This window comes from Bacillus sp. 7894-2, assembly GCF_002272225.1.
Classification (GTDB): Bacteria; Bacillota; Bacilli; order Bacillales; family Cytobacillaceae; genus Cytobacillus.
Genome location: NZ_NPDG01000123.1, coordinates 35,605 through 53,495 on the forward strand (window position 1 = coordinate 35,605; position 17,891 = coordinate 53,495).

The 17,891-nt window shown below is 44.9% G+C and carries 16 protein-coding genes; 11 read left to right on the forward strand and 5 right to left on the reverse strand.

Annotation, left to right across the window (positions count from 1 at the left end):
• Positions 1 to 62: 62 nt before the first annotated feature.
• Positions 63 to 1,112 (forward strand): NAD(P)/FAD-dependent oxidoreductase, encoded by a 1,050-nt coding sequence (locus CHI10_RS17585; RefSeq protein ID WP_095245509.1) that lies wholly within the window; start codon positions 63 to 65, stop codon positions 1,110 to 1,112.
• A gap of 178 nt (positions 1,113 to 1,290) precedes the next feature.
• Here the strand turns inward: CHI10_RS17585 and CHI10_RS17590 are convergent, their stop codons facing one another.
• On the reverse strand, positions 1,291 to 2,505 hold the full coding sequence (locus CHI10_RS17590) for an MFS transporter (RefSeq protein ID WP_095245510.1): 1,215 nt from the start codon (positions 2,503 to 2,505) through the stop codon (positions 1,291 to 1,293).
• A gap of 144 nt (positions 2,506 to 2,649) precedes the next feature.
• On the opposite strand from CHI10_RS17590, the gene CHI10_RS17595 reads away from it, so the two are divergent.
• Positions 2,650 to 2,985 carry an antibiotic biosynthesis monooxygenase family protein gene (locus CHI10_RS17595; RefSeq protein ID WP_061793028.1) on the forward strand — a complete coding sequence of 112 codons (336 nt, stop codon included), beginning with the start codon at positions 2,650 to 2,652 and terminating at the stop codon, positions 2,983 to 2,985.
• 51 nt (positions 2,986 to 3,036) lie between these two features.
• Here CHI10_RS17595 and CHI10_RS17600 read toward each other — a convergent pair whose 3' ends face one another.
• Both CHI10_RS17600 and CHI10_RS17605 read right to left on the reverse strand, forming a co-directional pair.
• Positions 3,037 to 4,068, reverse strand: coding sequence for a FecCD family ABC transporter permease (locus tag CHI10_RS17600; protein WP_095245511.1), 1,032 nt, complete (start codon positions 4,066 to 4,068; stop codon positions 3,037 to 3,039).
• On the reverse strand, positions 4,068 to 5,102 hold the full coding sequence (locus CHI10_RS17605; RefSeq protein WP_095245512.1) for a FecCD family ABC transporter permease: 1,035 nt from the start codon (positions 5,100 to 5,102) through the stop codon (positions 4,068 to 4,070). Before CHI10_RS17605 ends, CHI10_RS17600 begins: the two co-directional genes overlap by 1 nt.
• Positions 5,103 to 5,239: 137 nt before the next feature.
• Between CHI10_RS17605 and CHI10_RS17610 the strand changes: the two genes are divergently transcribed.
• The 8 genes from CHI10_RS17610 (at position 5,240) to CHI10_RS17645 (ending at position 14,887) form a co-directional block, all read left to right on the forward strand.
• Positions 5,240 to 6,781, forward strand: coding sequence for an AraC family transcriptional regulator (locus CHI10_RS17610; protein ID WP_286137457.1), 1,542 nt, complete (start codon positions 5,240 to 5,242; stop codon positions 6,779 to 6,781).
• A gap of 165 nt (positions 6,782 to 6,946) precedes the next feature.
• Entirely contained in the window at positions 6,947 to 7,894 is a 948-nt protein-coding gene (locus tag CHI10_RS17615; RefSeq protein ID WP_095245513.1) for an ABC transporter substrate-binding protein, read from the forward strand.
• A gap of 148 nt (positions 7,895 to 8,042) precedes the next feature.
• Complete coding sequence (locus CHI10_RS17620) at positions 8,043 to 9,869, forward strand: IucA/IucC family protein (protein ID WP_095245514.1); 1,827 nt, start codon at positions 8,043 to 8,045, stop codon at positions 9,867 to 9,869.
• Positions 9,841 to 11,556, forward strand: a complete 1,716-nt coding sequence (locus CHI10_RS17625; protein WP_095245515.1) for an IucA/IucC family protein — start codon at positions 9,841 to 9,843, stop codon at positions 11,554 to 11,556. The genes CHI10_RS17620 and CHI10_RS17625 overlap by 29 nt, the downstream gene beginning before the upstream one ends.
• Before the next feature lie 19 nt (positions 11,557 to 11,575).
• Positions 11,576 to 12,811: an AMP-binding protein gene (locus tag CHI10_RS17630; RefSeq protein WP_095245516.1), complete on the forward strand. Its 1,236-nt coding sequence runs from the start codon at positions 11,576 to 11,578 to the stop codon at positions 12,809 to 12,811.
• On the forward strand, positions 12,808 to 13,083 hold the full coding sequence (gene asbD / locus CHI10_RS17635; protein ID WP_095245517.1) for a petrobactin biosynthesis protein AsbD: 276 nt from the start codon (positions 12,808 to 12,810) through the stop codon (positions 13,081 to 13,083). The genes CHI10_RS17630 and asbD overlap by 4 nt, the downstream gene beginning before the upstream one ends.
• Positions 13,080 to 14,063: a DUF6005 family protein gene (locus CHI10_RS17640; protein WP_095245518.1), complete on the forward strand. Its 984-nt coding sequence runs from the start codon at positions 13,080 to 13,082 to the stop codon at positions 14,061 to 14,063. Before asbD ends, CHI10_RS17640 begins: the two co-directional genes overlap by 4 nt.
• Complete coding sequence (locus CHI10_RS17645) at positions 14,060 to 14,887, forward strand: sugar phosphate isomerase/epimerase family protein (protein WP_095245519.1); 828 nt, start codon at positions 14,060 to 14,062, stop codon at positions 14,885 to 14,887. The genes CHI10_RS17640 and CHI10_RS17645 overlap by 4 nt, the downstream gene beginning before the upstream one ends.
• Positions 14,888 to 15,008: 121 nt before the next feature.
• On the opposite strand, the gene CHI10_RS17650 is transcribed toward CHI10_RS17645, so the two are convergent.
• Both CHI10_RS17650 and CHI10_RS17655 read right to left on the reverse strand, forming a co-directional pair.
• Positions 15,009 to 15,233, reverse strand: a complete 225-nt coding sequence (locus CHI10_RS17650) for a hypothetical protein (RefSeq protein ID WP_035331657.1) — start codon at positions 15,231 to 15,233, stop codon at positions 15,009 to 15,011.
• 176 nt (positions 15,234 to 15,409) lie between these two features.
• The gene (locus CHI10_RS17655; RefSeq protein WP_095245520.1) at positions 15,410 to 17,143 is read right to left on the reverse strand and encodes an ABC transporter ATP-binding protein; all 1,734 of its coding nucleotides are present in this window, start codon (positions 17,141 to 17,143) and stop codon (positions 15,410 to 15,412) included.
• Between the two features lie 127 nt (positions 17,144 to 17,270).
• On the opposite strand from CHI10_RS17655, the gene CHI10_RS17660 reads away from it, so the two are divergent.
• Positions 17,271 to 17,888, forward strand: coding sequence for a DUF3298 and DUF4163 domain-containing protein (locus CHI10_RS17660; RefSeq protein WP_179289076.1), 618 nt, complete (start codon positions 17,271 to 17,273; stop codon positions 17,886 to 17,888).
• Positions 17,889 to 17,891 lie beyond the last annotated feature (3 nt).

Below are 17,891 nucleotides of genomic sequence, written 5' to 3' on the forward strand. Positions count from 1 at the left end.
AAGGACGTATAGTTGAAGTGAGAATGATAATCAATAATAATTGGTTATAGGAGTGAACGGGAATGAAGCAGATGGAGATCTATGATGTAACGGTTATTGGAGGAGGCCCGGCTGGACTTTACTCCACTTTTTACAGCGGTTTAAGGGAAATGAAAACGAAACTGATTGAATTTCAGCCGCAGCTGGGCGGAAAGATCCATGTGTATCCCGAGAAAATGATTTGGGATGTCGGCGGGTTGACTCCTACTCCGGGAGCAAAGCTGATTGAACAGCTGGTCGAGCAGGGGCTGACCTTTAATCCGACGGTTGTGCTAAATGAAAAGGTGGAATCCATCAGCAAGAATGAAGAAGGATTTTTTGTTTTGAAAGGGTCTTCAGGGGAAGAGCATCTTTCAAAAACAGTGATTGTGGCCGTTGGCAGCGGTATTCTAAAGCCGCAAAAGCTGAAAATTGAAGGCGCAGAGCGTTTTGAGGTCTCCAATTTAAATTACACAGTCAAGTCTCTTGCGCATTTCAAGGATAAGACGGTTATTGTGTCAGGAGGAGGCAATTCCGCAGTAGACTGGGCCAATGAATTGGAGCCTGTTGCCAGGCAGGTATACATCACTTGCAGACGGGATGCGTTAACTGGCCATGAAGCTCAGGTTTCACAGCTGATGAATAGTTCGGTGATCTGCATTAACCGTACGTCCATAACCAAATTAATTGCCGGCGGAAATCACGAGGAAATTGAACAGGTGGAATTGACCAATAATGAAACGGGAGAGGTTTCATATCTTGCCATCGATGAAGTGGTGATTAATCATGGATATGAGCAGGATACGGAACTCTTGAAAAATAGCAATCTGAATATAAAAATGCTTGAAGATTTCTATATTGCAGGCAACGCAAACAGCGAGACGACAGTTGAAGGGCTATATGCTGCCGGCGATATTCTTAAGCATGACGGCAAGCTTCATTTAATTGCGGGAGCCTTCCAGGATGCTGCGAATGCAGTAAATAAAGCGAAACAGTACATTGAACCTGATGCAGCCGGGGCAGCGATGGTTTCTTCACATAATGATGTTTTTAAAAAGCGGAACCGGGAATTGGTGAAGCAGCTGGTTCGCTAGGGTCAAAAAACTTAAGCGCACATAAATTTTTTTATCCGCACATAAAACCGGGTTATGCGCACAGAAAAAACCTTATCCGCACATAAAATTAGGCTATCCGCACATAAACCGAAAAAAACGCCTGAAATTAAGGCAAAATAGCAGTAAAAAACCGGCCCACATGATGTGAGCCGGTTTTTTACGTACTGATCTCTTCTTTTATTTGTACTTCTGTCCGAATTTGCTTGAATTTAACAAAGAAAGCAGCTGTCATGACTAAGGATAGAATGCCAAAGATCACGACCATTATCTGAAGTCCAACGGCATCCAGCAGGAATCCTGTCAGCAGGAGCACAATTTGGAAAATAACACGATCGAGCATGTTTCGGAAGGAGAAGAATCTTCCGTGGAATTCCTTTGGCACCCTTGTTTGAAATATGGTGGCTGCAGTTGGAAAGAAACAGCCAACGGCAAATCCGAATACAAAGAAGGCCGCAATGGATAGAACGGGCACATCCGCAAAGTACAGAAGGAGCTGTGAGACGCCAATGACAAATGAGAAGAAAAATAAGATAGCATAAGGCGAACGCTTTTGGCTGATTTGCTTGACGATAAATGCGCCGAGCATGAAGCCGATTCCTTCGGCAGTATAAATTAACCCTTTAATGGACGAACTGTCCTGAAGCTCGCTGATATTGATGACCATCAGGTTGAAACCGCCAAGAAACAGCAGTGGGACCAGCGTTAAAATCAGTGTCATGAATACAATGGGGAGGCCTTTAATAATTGGGAAAACCTCCTTGAATCCTCCGTTGTTTTTCGCAGACTCTTTTCCAGGGCCTGGCTGCTCCCTTTTTTCCTCGAAGTCCATAAACCAGGTTAATCCGAACAGAGCCAGGTAAGCGACCAGCGACCCGATATAAAGCATGGATAATGGCAGAATGACTAACAGAACACCAGCCAATGCTGTACCCAATATCCTCGAAAGGGTGGACACATTCATGTGCACACCATTCAGCTGAAGCAAATCTTTCTCGGCAACTACAAGAGGGATGGCTGCCTGCAGTGCAGGAAAGTAAAAGGCCGCTGACAATTGAATCATAACCAGGAACAGAACCATCCACCACACAGATCCCGTTTGAATAGCAATCAGCATAAAAATAACACTGATGGCCCTGACAAAACCTGCTCCGAGCATTACAGTTTTTTTATTCAGCTGGTCTGTAATTCTGCCGGCAAGGGGGCCGACTGCAATTCCTGCCAGCAGACCGGATGCAAGAATAAGTGATTTCAGGAAATCAGAAGGAACCCTTTCCTGCATAAACTCGAGGTTTCCTATAATGCCAAGCCAAAGGCCCACCCCTGCTATAAATTCACCAGTTAAAAGAATCCACACATTTTTATTTTTCCACATATAACGGCCTCACAATTTCAGTAAAATTTCGTTAATCTAAAGATACTATAAACTTACAAAATAATGAATCTATTTTTTAAAACAGTTGAAAATGAAAATCGTTATCAATTATAATAACAAAAAAAGATTGAGGAGGAAATAGGCATGTTTATTCAATTAAAGACAATTATGGTTAAAGAGGGCCATGGGGAAAAAATGGTTGAGCGCTTTGCCGGAGAAGGAATCATCGAAGAGCAGCCCGGTTTTCTAGATTTAAATGTATTAAAGAAAAAACAGCGCAGCGGAGAGGAAGAAATCATTGTTATGATCCGCTGGGAATCTGAAGAGGCATGGAAGGCATGGGAAACAAGCGATGTACATCTTGCTGGCCATCGTGCGAACCGAGGGAAGCCAAAGCCTGAATTTATTATCGAAAGCCGTCAGGATGTATATCATGTGCTGGGGCAAAAACAATACAGAGAGCCTGCTGAAATCAAATAAAGCTGAAATGCCCATTCATTAGGGATTGTTGAATGGGCATTTTTATTGAATTTAGACCCTCATCCCGGAACCTTTCCTGGTCAGCAGCATGAAGATCAGGTATGGTGCACCGATAACCGATATGACGATTCCGACGGGAATATCGGCTGGTGCCAGAAGATTTTTGCCGATCATGTCTGCCATGAGCACCAGAGCTGCTCCGATCAGTGCAGACAATGGCAGACTGCTGAAGTAATTGGGTCCGCACAGCCGCCGTGCCAGATGGGGAGCGAGCAGGCCAATAAAGGCGATTCCGCCGCCGACGGCCACACATGCTCCTGCAAGGGCAGCAGAAAGGCAAAGAAGCAAGCGGCGTTCGGACTCCACTTTTAAGCCAAGAGCAACCGGAACTTCCTGCTTAAACTGAAGAAGATTCATGGTCCTTGCTTTATAAAAGGCAGCCGGTGTAAGAATCAAAATCCATGGAAGCAATGCCCATACATAAGGCCACCCGGTTCCCCAGATGCTTCCTGTCAGCCAAATGGCTGCCTGCTGAAAATCCTTTGGATCCATTTTCAGCTGCAGAATCATGAGAAGAGCACCACATAGAGCATTAAATCCGAGACCGACAAGGAGAAGCCGTTCCGGGTCTATTCCGCCTTTCCATGAGAAGCGGTAAATCAGAGCTGCTATGGCAAGAGCGCCGATAAAAGCAAAAACGGGCAGGAAAAAAGGTTCAGAGAGCAGGGTTCCTTTCTCCTGTCCGAAAAGATAGATCGAAAAAACGACAGCCAGTCCAGCGCCGGCATTAATTCCGAGAATGCCCGGATCCGCGAGGGAGTTCCTCGAAAGTCCCTGAAGAATGCTGCCTGATAGAGCAAGCCCGGCACCAATCAGCATGGTAATGACCATTCTCGGCAATCTCAGCTGAAATAAAACAAGCTCCTGCCTTGGGGTGCCGCTGCCGGCTAACGTGTTCAATATTTCAGAAAAGCGGATGGGCATCACGCCAGTGGACAGGCTCAATATAAAGGTGGCCATGATTAAAAAGACAAAGGCTGCCAGCCAGGTTTTGGACTGTCTTAAAGCAAGCTTCCAATCCATTACATATACCCCCTTTTCCTTCGGGACAAATATAAGAAAAACGGAACGCCAATCAAGGCGGTCACTGCGCTGACAGGTGTCTCGAATGGAGGATTGATCATCCGTGCCCCTATATCGGCGAGTACGAGGAGAAGGGCGCCTGCAATGGCACTTAACGGAATGAGCCATCTGTAATCAGATCCGATGATCATCCGGACTATATGGGGAACGACTAGGCCAATAAAGCCGATTGCGCCTGCAATGGAAACGGCTGCGCCAGATAGCAGAATAACAGCAATGAGCCCGATCCACCTGACTTTCTGCTGAGATTGGCCGAGACCTTCAGCCACTTCCTCCCCTAAAGCCAGTATAGTCAGAGAGCGGCTGATCCAGAGGGACAGCAGAATCCCAATGATAACAGCTGGAAGCAGTATAAAAACATGCTGCCATTTGGTTCCGGATAGTCCTCCGGCAAACCAGAAGCTCAGGTCCTGCGCCACTTGGAAATATAGGGCGATACCCGTGGAAAGAGCGCTGAATAATGTGCTTAACGCAGCACCTGCAAGCGTCAGGGTTACAGGAGATATCCGCTCTTTTGAAATCATGGAAAAAGAGAGGACAAGCATGGCGCCGGCTGCAGAGCCTGCAAATGACCAGATCAGAAGAATCCAGTAGGATCCGCTTGAAACAAATGCAAGCGAAATGGCGATGGCAAGTCCGGCTCCATGGGTAATGCCGATGATTGAAGGATCGGCAAGCGGATTGCGTGTGATGCCCTGCATAATAGTGCCAGCCACTGCAAGTGCTGCCCCAATTAGGGCAGCAGCCAATGCCCGCGGGATTCGCACTTCCCTGATCAGCTGGTGTTCAATTTGGCCGGCTTGAAAAGAGACAAAAGAGTCCCAAACAACAGAAGGGGAGATCCATATGGCTCCAAGTCCAATTGAAGCGAGCAGGCAAAGGAAAACAAATACTAAGCCAATAAGGCCCCATTTAATAGATTTTAAGTGAACAGGCTGCAGGGATTCGTTTATGTCAGCAGCAGTTCTGGCCATGATGATCAGTCCTTTTCTATGTATTTTTTTAAATGAAAATGAGAATCGTTATCGTCCTGTAAGATCGTTATTAATCTACTATCCTTCCACAGCATTTGTCAATTCATATTTCAGGAAAAAGAAGGGAGTGTCTAAATATGCTGCTGAAGAGCCATATGTTTGAAATTGAAGCCTCCAACCTGCATGAGGGCCTATCTCAGGGAATAAATGTAAAGCGCAGTCATTTTTTAATCCTTTACATATCATCGGGAAAGGGCACTTTGGTAAGCGGGAACAAGAGATTGAAGGCTGAGGAGGGCAAAAGCTATTTCCTTACGGATTCAGCAATCCTTACATCGTCTTCTTCTTCTCTGCTTTCTGCTTATTTGCTTTCCTGGCCAAAAGAAGGCGATATGCTGAAAGACTTGTTAACCCGTCCGCTGGCTGACCAGGTCCCTGTAAAAATGGCCCCCCTCTGGGAAGAGATGAAGAAAAGCCGGCAGGAAAAATCAATTTCGGCCAAATGCAGATTTCTGTCCCTTCTCTGGGAGATGCTATCCATCCTGACAGACGCGGCAGACATAGACAGAATGGAAGAAGCGGAGGAACTGATCCGAAACAGCCTGTCCCGTCCATTCACCGTTACGGAATTAGCTGCTAAAGCAAATATGACCCCTGTTACATTTTCAAGGGCTTTCCGCAAAAGGACCGGTATGACCCCGAAAGAATTTTTAAATGCAGAACGAATGAAGACTGCCAAAAGATTGCTGCTCCAAAATAGAGGAATTACAGCTAAAGAAGTAGCCGTGCAAATAGGGCTGCAGGATGAATTTTATTTCAGCCGCCTTTTTAAAAGCAGAGAAGGGATGCCGCCAACTGTTTTTATGAAAAGGGCCAGTGAACGAATCGCTGTCGTAAGTCAGCTTTTTTTGCAGGACCACCTTATTTCACTCGGAATCCAGCCGGTTGCAGCTCCGTCCTACCCAACCGTCTATTCTGCGAGCAGCGGGGTTCCGAGCTATCTTCAAAAAGAGCTGGAAGGAACTAAATTGTTAAACGCAGAAAAACCATTTCAGCCGGATGATATTTTGCTGACCCATCCTGACCGCATTATTAAAACACCCTTACATCAATTTCAGCTTCAAAGCGTGCTGCTTTCAAAACAGGAGCAAGTCCATCATATGCCTTTGAAGCAGGACTGGCGTCATTATCTCTATGAAATAGCATCGCTGGTCGGCTGTGAAAGCCGTGCCGAATGCATAGAAAAGGACATTCACGGTATGGAATGCAAAGTGCGGGATGAGCTTTGTCCATTAACCAAAAATGGCCGGTGGGCTGTCATTTGGATCCGGCCGGAAGAAATACGCCTTTACGGGAAGGGAAATCATGCCCTTCTCGAACTTCTTTTTCAAGGTCTTGGATTCCAGCCGCATCCAGATCTGCATGCGGGTGGTTACCGAAATGTAAGCCTGAATGAGATTGCTGAATTGAACCCTGACAAGCTTCTCATTTTATGGAGTCATGAAAAGGATGTTTGGAGAACTGCCCATACTTCAGATTGGAATAAAATCCGGGCTGTCCGGACTGGAGAGGTTTATTACCCTGAAAGCCATGAGTGGGATCCGTGGGGTCCGATTGGGAGGAAGAGGATGCTGGAAGAGTTTCCTTCAAGCATTCTTAAAGCCAAACTAAAAGCTTAAGGAATTAGAAGAAAATAATTTACGTGCAGCTGCAGACTTGCGGCTGTTTTTTTATAACGTAAATTCATTTTGTTCATGGAGGAAGTTAAAATTGTCCATGTTCAGTAATGATGATAATGATTATCATTGAGAATGAAATTCATTATTGCTTTGGAGGAATGATCCATGAAAAAGTTTTTTGCTCCTTTGAGCGTTGTTTTTATGTTATTTTTACTTATTTTAACTGGCTGTGGAAAAGAAGATGAAGCTTCTACAGAAGCGTCTGAAAAGAAGAAAGAGGAGAAAACAGAGGAAACAAGAACCGTTGAGCATTTGTACGGAAAAGCAGAAGTCCCTGCTGAACCGAAGAAAATCGTTCTTCTATCTCATGTATCATGGGAAGGTTCGCTTGTATCTGTTGGTGTAAAGCCTTATGCCGTGATGGCGTATGATAATGAGTTTCCTCCGCATTTAACAGAGGAGCTTGAAGGTGTGAAGGCTCTGCCTTATGCTGATGAAATTAACTCGGAAGAAATTTTGAAGCTGGATCCGGACCTGTTAATTATCAGTGACCGCTATAAGCCTTTATATGATCAGCTGTCTGAAACTATTCCAACTGTCGTTGTTGAAGTTGGCGGTGATTGGAAGGAAGACCATCTGAAGGTTGCCGAAGCTGCAGGAAAGCTTGATGAAGGAAAGAAAGTGATTGAGGATCTTGAGAAGGAAGCAGAAGATATCGGCAGCCGCGTAAGTGAAAAAATGGGCGATGAAACATTTATGGCAGTAGCAATTAACAAAAAAGATATTCGTGTATATGGACGTACAAACCATGCAACAAATTCGTTATTATTTGATGATTTGAAACTAACACCGGCAGAAAACCTTCCTGAGGATTTCGGTGAGAATATTTCGATTGAAGGATTAGCAAAGTATGATCCTGATCATATCCTCGATGTTTCTTATTTTAATAGTGGAGAGTTCTATGATTCTGTCACACAGGGCGAGGTTTGGAAAAGCCTGAAAGCTGTTCAGAACGGAAACGTACATACTCTTAAGACCACGTGGGGATATTGGGATCCGATTGAGCGCCAAAAAGGATTGAAAGAGATTGAATCCTTGCTCCTAAGTGAATAAAACATCTTAATAAGAGACTGGGACTTACGCATGTCCCTGTCTCTTCCATTACATTGATTTCTTTCATGGGAAGGAATCAAATTTTTTAACCATTATTGAGAATGGTTATCAATTACTAGGTCTAAAGACTCGGTGAAAGGATGGAATTATGCATCATTCAGCCAAACAAATTGCAGAAAATGCAACGTTTCAAGCTTTTATAAATAGTTACTTAAGAGAAGTAGATGGCGGACATTGGATGGATAGGGAGGAATGGGTGCAGGAGCAGCGGCCATCTATGACTCTATCAGGCGAATCAGTAGTGGAGATAGAACTTCCAGGTCAGTCTGCAGCATTTGCAGTGGAAGTGATTTACCAATCACTAACTGGAAGGCATTTGATCGGCGATGCCTTTAAATATTGCAGTCAAAGACGGGAATGGATACAGCAGGACCGGCTTCCGATGATGATTGCTTTTATCCACGAACTGCATTTAATGGCTAAATCAAATGGCTGCCATGAGCTTGCATCCCATTTTGATGAGCTGGTGCTCAGGCTGATTGAGAGCTATCAGACAATGGCTTTGTATATTGAAGAAAGAATGAATGACGAAAATAGCCTGTATTCCGAAGAGATCACTTTCATTGAAGCCGAGCAGTCACTTTTGTTTGGACACTGGCTTCACCCTACACCGAAGAGCAGGCAGGGAATGGCTGGATGGCAGCATCCGCAGTATGCACCGGAGTTAAAGGGCCGTTTTCAGCTTCACTATTTTCAAGTAGACCGGGAGTTAGTCAGGGAAGCTTCAGCTAACCGGAATAGCGCAAGCGAAATCATACTCCATTCATTAAAGAAATCGATTCCGCATTTTACTGTCCCGCATAACAGCTGCCTCATTCCGATGCACCCTCTTCAGGCTCAATGGCTGCTTCAGCAGAATCATGTCAGAGAGGCGGTTGAAAAAAATCTAATAAAAGATCTTGGCCCAATGGGAGCCTATTATTCAGCTACCTCTTCCATCAGAACGGTTTACAGCCCGGAAAATGAATGGATGTTCAAATTTTCTGTTCCGGTAAAAATTACGAACTCATTAAGGACGAACCGCCTGCATGAACTAAAGGCAGGTACCGCTATGACGGAACTAATGGATAAGCTTCGCTTTACGGAAAAATATCCGTCATTTCGGATGATTAATGATCCGGCCTATATAACAGCTGAATTGCCAGGCCATAAAGAGTCAGGGTTCGAGGTCATTATTCGGTCCAACCCTTTTCCAGAAGGAGCGGATAAGGGTATTAGTTCCATCGCGGCATTGGTTCAGGATCCGCTGCCGGATGAATGCTCAAGACTGCAGCGGACAATTGAAAGGCTGGCACAAACAGAGAGAAGAGATCCGCAGGAAATCAGTATGGACTGGTTCGAAAAATACTGGAGATGCTCAATTGAGTCTCTGATCCGATTATATGATGATCATGGGCTTGCCCTTGAGGCACATCAGCAAAACAGCGTTCTGGATTTATCATCGGGATACCCGGAAGCTTATTATTATCGTGATAATCAAGGCTACTATCTATCAAACTCTTATAGAGGAAATCTATGCAAACTGCTGCCGTCATTGGCAGATTGCCCGGAACTATTTTATGAGGATGACCTCATTCAGGAACGCTTTACCTATTACCTGTTCATGAATCAGCTCTTTTCAGTGATTTTCCGATTTGGGCAGGACGGTCTCGTCAGTGAAGATCGTTTGATCGAATGGTGCTGGAAAAAGCTTTGCATACTTGAAAAAGAGCTGTCTGGACAGGGGAAAGCATTCATCGGTCATATCCTGCACTCAGAGAAGCTTGCCTATAAAGCCAACCTGCTGACCCGTTTCCATGATGTGGATGAACTGCTGGCGAAGAACGAACAAGCCGTTTACACCTATATCCCAAATCCTTTTGCCATTGTGAAGAAGGAGGAGAACTATGCAGAAGCTGCATCCGCTGCCATCTAAGAAAGTTGAAAGAAGAGTCATCCGACAATTACTGGAGGCCGTTCTTTTTGAAGGGCTGATGGATTATGAAATAACAGCAAATCAGCCGGAAGAACCTTTATTGAGCTTCACCGTTTTCGGAAATCAGCGGACTTACTGCTGTGAGGGAAGGGTTGCTGCGTTTGACCGTGTGCGGCTAAAGGAGGACAGCATCTGTTCCGTGCAAAGCGATGGTTCCCGTACGTCAACAAGCATAGAGGAGCTGGCAGAGGACCTTGTACCCGACCCGGAAAAAAGAAACAAGCTTATTCACGAGCTGCAGCAAACCATTCAGCTGAGTGAATGGAATGAAATAAATCTCATACCGTCTCTTTCAAGGAGAACATTCAGTTATGAGGAGCTGGAGTCTGAAGTTTGGGAAGGGCATCCCTATCATCCTTGTTTTAAGGCAAGGACTGGATTCTCTCTTGAAGACCATGCTGCATTCGGTCCGGAAGCAGGCCAATCTTTTACACTGCAATGGGCTGCGGTGAGACGCGAGCATAGCCGAATGGCTCTCCCCGAGGGTGAGAAGGAATTCTGGGAGAAGGAGCTGGGTCCTCTCATGCTAGGACAACTTCTGACCGAGCTGCATGAGCTGGGAAAAACTTTTGAAGAATACACCTTTCTGCCAATACATCCATGGCAGGTAAAGCATATTAAAGATGAATTGGAGCAAGGGGATGTCATTCTCCTAAAAAGCAGCGGGGATTCTTATCGTGCAACCCAGTCGGTCCGAACGCTTTGGAACGTAACGAATCCAAAGAAGGCTCACATAAAACTATCCATGAATTTGGTGAATACCTCATCGCTAAGAACCTTAGACACTCACGCCATCTGTGCTGCTCCCCATATTTCCAAATGGATAGCTGACACGGTGGAAGCTGATCCATTTTTAAAGGAAGAAGCTTCCTTGATTGTTTTGAAGGAGTATGCAGGGATTGCCCATCAGCCTATTGAGGAAAAAACAGAGGCAAAACTGGGAGCTATTTGGCGGGAAAGCGTTCGTCTCCACATGGAAGAGGATGAGGAGGCTGTACCTTTTACAGCACTTCCATTAATGGAGAGGGACGGTTCCCTATTTATAAATGACTGGCTTGTGCACTATGGAATAGAAAACTGGTTAAAAATGCTGATAGAAGTAAGTGTGGTGCCGGTCTGGCACTTGCTCGCCGCTCATGGAATAGCCGTGGAGGCACATGCCCAGAACATGATCCTCCTTCATAAAAACGGCTGGCCAACCCGTGTTGTTTTGAGGGATTTCCATGACAGCACAGAGTATCATCATGATTTTTTGGCTGAACCCAGCCGGATTCCTGACTTTGGAGAGATTCATAAGCAGTTTAAAAAAGGCGGGGAAGATGAGTTTTATTGGATGACTTCCATTGAAGCACTAAGAGAGCTTGTCATGGATACATTGTTTGTTTTTCATTTAACAGAACTGTCTTTTGCGCTTGAAGAGCAGTACGGCTACAGTGAGAGAAAATTTTGGAGGCTGGCTGGAGAGACGCTTGCCGGGCACATGAGCTGCTATCCAGAATTGATTTTCCGAAATTACCTTCTGCAGCATACAGCCCCTATGGTTTATGCCGAATCGCTGCTGAAAAGGAAGGTCCAAAAAGAAGAGGCTAGCGGTTTCCGCCATCTTGTCACGAACTCTTTAGCATAGAACCCAAAGGAGAATTGAAATGTTTTTTGTAAATGATCAGTACTATACGCTGGATGATCTTGAAAGACAATATACGGTATTTGAAAATATAACTCATTTAAAAGATTGCCAAAATAAGAGGTTGGCTGTTTGTATGCCGGATGCTTTTCAATGGCTTGCACTCTGTTTATTTGTACGCAGTAGAGGAGGATCCATTGTCCCCCTCCATCCTTCCGTCCCGAAAGAAGGTGCCATCAGGATGGCAAAAAAGGCGGGAAGCCATTTCCTGCTTTATGAAAATATCCACCTGCCGATCCACTTGTCACAGCAGATAAATGAGAAGGAAGGCGTTCTGGTGCAAATGAGTTCGGGTACGACTGGGGATCCGAAGTGCATTGAACGCACATGGGAATCCATTGAAAACGAGCTTGAAAGCTATGTCTCTGTTTTGCCGGCTGATAATCAGACTGCTTCAGTTGTTGCCTGCCCGACAACCCATTCCTATGGTTTAATTTGCGGTGTATTGGCGTGCATAAGGCGCGGGGCAGAACCGGTCATTCTGACAAATATGAACCCTAAATATGTGCTGAAAAAGCTGAAGGAACATCCTAAGCATATTCTTTACGGGGCTCCTGCACTGCTGCATACTTTAACGCTGTTAATAAGGGATGGGCAGCGGTTGGATGCTGTCATGACATCAGGCACGCTCATGCCTGCCGGCTGGATGGAAGCATTAAAGAAGGTTTCAAACCGAGTGCTTCAGCAATATGGCTGTTCTGAAGCGGGATGTGTGGCCATTCATCCGGATGTGTGCGACACGCGTGAAATGGGCTATCCGCTTCCGCACGTCAAAGTGGAGGCCGGAAGCATTCAAAATCCTGGTGAAATTCTCATTCATGATTCTGAAAAGACAATATATACAAAAGATATTGGCTATATAGAAAATGGTGTTCTGTCATTTCTGGCCAGAATGGATGACACCATCAATGTGGCAGGCTTGAACGTTTATCCGCAGGAGGTGGAAGACGTTTTGATGGGAGAGCCGAGAATTATAGAGGCAGTTGTTTATAAAAAAGTTCATCCGCTTTCAGGAGAGAGAGTCTGTGCGCAGTATGTCTGCTCCGAATTCATTGAGGAAGAGGAACTGAGAGAATGGTGCAGGGATTATCTCGCCCCCTACCAGGTTCCGCTGGAATTTAAGAAAGTAGAGGAAATCGAAAAACTGCCGAATGGAAAGGTCAGCCGGAAAAGGCTGGGGGAAGGAGTGCTGGCATGACAAGACAAGAAATCGTACAGGTAATCCATGACATTTTACAAGATCAATTAGAGCTTCCTTCTATGAAGGCTTTTCATGAAGATGCACGCTTAAATGAAGATTTGTATATGGATTCCATTATGATTCTGCAGCTGATCCTTCATTTGGAAGTAGACATGGGGTTTGATATTCCAGATGAAATGCTTGTGCAAAAAGATTTTCGGACGATAGGAAGCCTGGCTGATTTTCTGGAGCGAAAGCAGGATCCGGCTGCAGCGGAGGGCTCCTTATGATTAAAGTGCATTGTTTTGTAAGCTGTGTGTGCGAAGCGGTCAAAAAGACAGAAGGCGCTGACCATCGTCCTTATTATTTCGGAGTATGGGATGCCGATTTCGATGTGCTGGAAAATGGAGTGTTAACGTATCATTCCAAACGGATCGACCATAATTTTTTTCACCAGTGGTATGAAATGCTTTATGGCATCAAGCTGCATAAATGGTACGACGAAAAGCAAAGCAAGCAGGAAAATATGAAGGAAATGATGAGTTTGCTGGAAAACAAGAAGCCCCATGAATATGTCATGGTGATGCTCGATTTGTCAAAGCTTCCTGAGCGGGAAAATAAATTTCATCAAAGCCCTTTTCCTCATTACGTGATGCTGGAAAAGACGGAGAACGAAGAGGAATGGTTTATGTATGATCCGGACTTCCGCTGGGAAGGAGTGCTAGCTAAAGACCGGATCCTGGCTGCCATTGAGGATCCTTCAGCTGAAGGCGGCTATTTCTTTGATGCATCAGACATTATTATGCCAACTGCCGAAACGGTTGAAGCGTATTTTAACACATGCATCAAGCATGACTGCAATCCAATGACAGATGCTGTTGCAAAGATTATCGAGCTTCATGCTGCTGGAGAAGAAAAGTTTCCTCTGTCAGGGCTGACACAGGCTTTAAGGGAGTTGCCTGTTCTCGCCATACGGAAGTATGCCTATGAACATGCTTTTGCGTTTTTCTGGGAATCGCTTGGCTATGATGAAGAAGGATTTGAAGCCTGGTGTGATGAAATCGAAAAACTTGTGAAAGGGTATACAGCCATCCAATACCGGGCCATGAAGCTCGCTATGACTGGAAACAGGCGGTTAGTGGACGAAATTACTGCAAAGCTGGAAGAACAGAATATCCTGGAATTTAAAATAAAAAGGGGGCTGCAGGAGAGCTTTGAGGCTTGGTCTGAACTGCAGCAATCTCAAAACATGAAGGAGGCCATCCTATGAAACTCTCTCTTTGCACCATCTCATTCCGGCATCATCTCCAATCGATTGACCAAATTGCCCACTGGGCCCAGAATAATGGGTTCCAAGGGATTGAACTATGGGGAGTCCATGCCAAAAATCTGGCGGAAGATATTCATTATGGAAGTGAGTGGCTGAGCTCATATGATCTGGAGACAAGTATGCTGAGCGACTATTTGCCCCTGGATGCCCCCCTTCCTGCACTAATGGCTGAAATGAACGCCCTATGTTCACTTGCGCATCGCTGGGGAACGGACAAAATACGGACATTTGCAGGGAACAAAGGCAGTGCGGATATCAGCAGATTAGAGCGGATTGAACTTGTTTCGCGCATGAAGATGCTCTGTAAAATGGCTGAAGCCGAGGGAATGCAGCTGTTGGTCGAGACCCATCCGAATACTCTTACAGATAATCCATCTTCTGCACTTCAGCTTCTCGAAGAAACGGATCATCCGGCACTAAGGGTTAATTTTGATGTTCTGCACATATGGGAATCAGGAGTGGACCCTCTATTTGCTCTTAAGCAGCTGCAGCCCTATGTTTCGCATTTCCATTTCAAAAATATTGAATCACGAAGCAAGCTTGGCGTCTTTGCCCCTAATAATGTGTATGCAGCAGCAGGCAGCAGGGAAGGCATGGTTTCACTGTTTGAAGGAGCGGTGGACTATCGTCTGTTTCTAAGAGAGACTGCTGAAATGTTGGAAATGGACGCTTCATTGGAATGGTTCGGGCCAAATGTGAAAAGCATACTGGCAAAAGACAGCAGGGAGATTAAGAAGGTTCTTCAGGTGGAAGGAGCAAGGTAAATGGACAATTGTAAGCAGAAAAAAATCAATCAAACGTTTGATTGAAAGGAAATGGACGCAGTATTGGTACGGGATAGAGAGTACTGGCTGCGTTTTTTTGATATGGGAGACATGTGAGGAATCAATGACTGCCGATTGCCTGTTCAATCGCAACCGCGGCAGAATCAATGGAAGGATACGTCCTTTTCTGTGAAGTTCCCGTATAAGTAACCTCAAATGAATGAGATTCTTTTATATAACGGACCACTAGAATCTGTGATTGATCTTTTGTAAACGTTTGGGTGATTTGGCAATCGCTATAGTACTTTAACGTTTCAAGCATGTTTTTCGTATGATCTAATGGCATAGTCGACAACCTCCTTTTTTGGCAGGTGTAACCTTAATAGACCTTAATCCCATTATAAGGAATTTAATTTCATAATTGTATGGATAATTTGTCACATTTTATCACTATTACTAGTTTTAGAGAGAGCTGGAATTAAGATTTGCAACAAAAAGGCCAGTCTGCTGACTGGCCAATTCTTATGCAAGCTGCTGCTCGGCAAATTCCCTGTATAGCTCATGAGTTCGTGTTAATTCATAATGTGTGCCAATTCCAGTGACACTGCCTTTTTCAATAAAGACAATTTGATCCGCATCGACAATTGTTGAAAGACGGTGGGCGATGACGAAAGTTGTCCGGCCTTCCATTAAGCGGGTAAGCGCCTGCTGGACGATGCCTTCCGATTGACTGTCGAGGCTTGCGGTTGCTTCGTCCATCATCAATATTTTAGGGTCGCGAAGGAATGCGCGCGCAATGGCAATCCTCTGCCTTTGTCCTCCGGAAAGCTTCACACCCCGCTCACCAACTTCTGTATCAAGTCCTTTCGGAAAATCGGCAATGAATTGATCTGCATATGCCATTTTGGTAACTTCCCATAATTTCTCATCTGAAATGTTTTCGGGTTTTTCCAGTCCATAGCATAAATTCTCGCGGATCGTGCCTGCCATCATAGCGCTTTCCTGTGAAACATAGCCGATTTGACTGCGCCAGGACTTAAGCGATATCTGCTGGATGGGTGTATGGCCAATTTTAATCTCGCCTGCAGAAGGCTCGTAAAAACGTTCAAGCAATCCAAACAGGGTGGTTTTGCCGCTTCCGCTTGGACCTGCTAATGCAATCATCTGGCCTGGCTGAGCTTCCAATGAGATATTTTCCAGGACACTTTCTTCTGCACTATAGGAAAAAGAAACGTTTTGGATTGTAATCGGCTTGCTGCTGATATCCATCTCGATTCCGTCCTGTCCATCCTCCAAAGGCTCTTCTAAGATTTCTATGATCCGTTCTGTTGCGCCTTTTGCTTTTTGCAGCTGTGTAAAAAACATCGCAAATGAAGTGATCGGCATAATAATCTGGAACAAATACAGCAAAAAGGCTACAAGAGAACCCGTTGACATCGTTCCGCTGGCCACACGCATGCCTCCATAGGCGATAATCATGACGATGACCACCATCATGATCAGATACATCGTCGGGCCAATCATGGCAAAAATGCGGGCTTCCCGCAGACCATAGCCAAGCAGCTTGTCGATGCCATCCAATCCTTTTTCTTCTTCATTTTGTTCTGCAGTTGAGGACTTCATTAAACGGATTTCACCGAGTGTCTGGGTAATGTTTCCGGTGAAAATGGCCGTTTCATCTTGAAGGCCACGTGATATTTTTGCCATCTTTCTGCCAAGCGGAATCATAATGGCCAGTGTAATAGGAACAGATGTGAGCATCAGCAGGGTCATTTTCCAGTCCATCACAAGCAGGATAATGATTGCACCGATAATACTGATAATACCGGTAATAAATTGCGGAAAGTGATTGGTAATCAGCTCCCTGACAATGCTGGTGTCATTTACTACACGGCTGACAGTCTGGCCGCTGGATTGCTGATCAAAATAACGGACCGGCAGCCTTATGAGCTTCATCCACATTCGGTCCCGAAGCCGTGCCACCACTTTTTGACCGACATAGCTGAGCAGGTAGATGGAGATCCCGCTTATGATGGCCTGGACGATAAAGGCTGCCCCAATTCCGATGATGAGCGGAACACTTAAAGATTCAACCGAAAAACCGTCCACCAGATTTTTGGTCAGCAGCGGAACCACCAGCCCGGTCAGGGTGGTTAAAATGCTCGCTGTTAAACCAATGATAAGCGCAGTCTTTGGGATTTTTGTTGATAGAATAAGTGAAATGAAGGGTTTAAGGCTGGTTTGCTTTTGATTCATTACGTGTGCTCCTGTCTCTTATATATCCTAATCATTATATAACATTGAAACTTCCATTTCCTGTTATGCACCTAAACACCTATCCGATGAATAGGATGTGTTAAAAACCCAAAAAGGATGGATAGCCGTGGCAATCAATTTTCCGGTAGGCATCAAAACGATGACAATCAGCACCGGGCCCACTAAAGTCGTATATTATCCCCGTGTATCAGGCATGCCGAATAAGCAGCTGCAGCAATTAATAAATAATACCATTATCAGGGAAAACCAGCAGCTTATTAACGAACAGACAGGCAATATGGATACAACCGTTGTGGATTTGTATGGATATTATGAGATTAAAAATAATCAGCGTGATGTGCTGAGTTTGTCTTTGAACAACTATGTGTATCATTATCATGCTGCTCATGGAATGACAGTTATAAAATCACTGACGTTTGATCTTCAGAACGGGAAGCAGGCGGCACTTAAGGATTTATTCAAGCCGGGAAGCGATTATGTCAAACGGATTTCAGACTTGATTGCTGTACAAATCAAAGAAAGAGACATTCCGCTCCTGGTTGATTTTACTGCAATCAGGCCAGACCAGGATTTTTACATTGCAGACAAAGCGCTTATTGTCTATTTCCAGCTATATGAAATCACGTCATACGCCTATGGATTCCCAATGTTTCCGATATCCGTTTATGATCTGCAGGATATTATTGATGAAAATGGGCCGCTGGGGAGGATGGCGGTGAATTAAAGG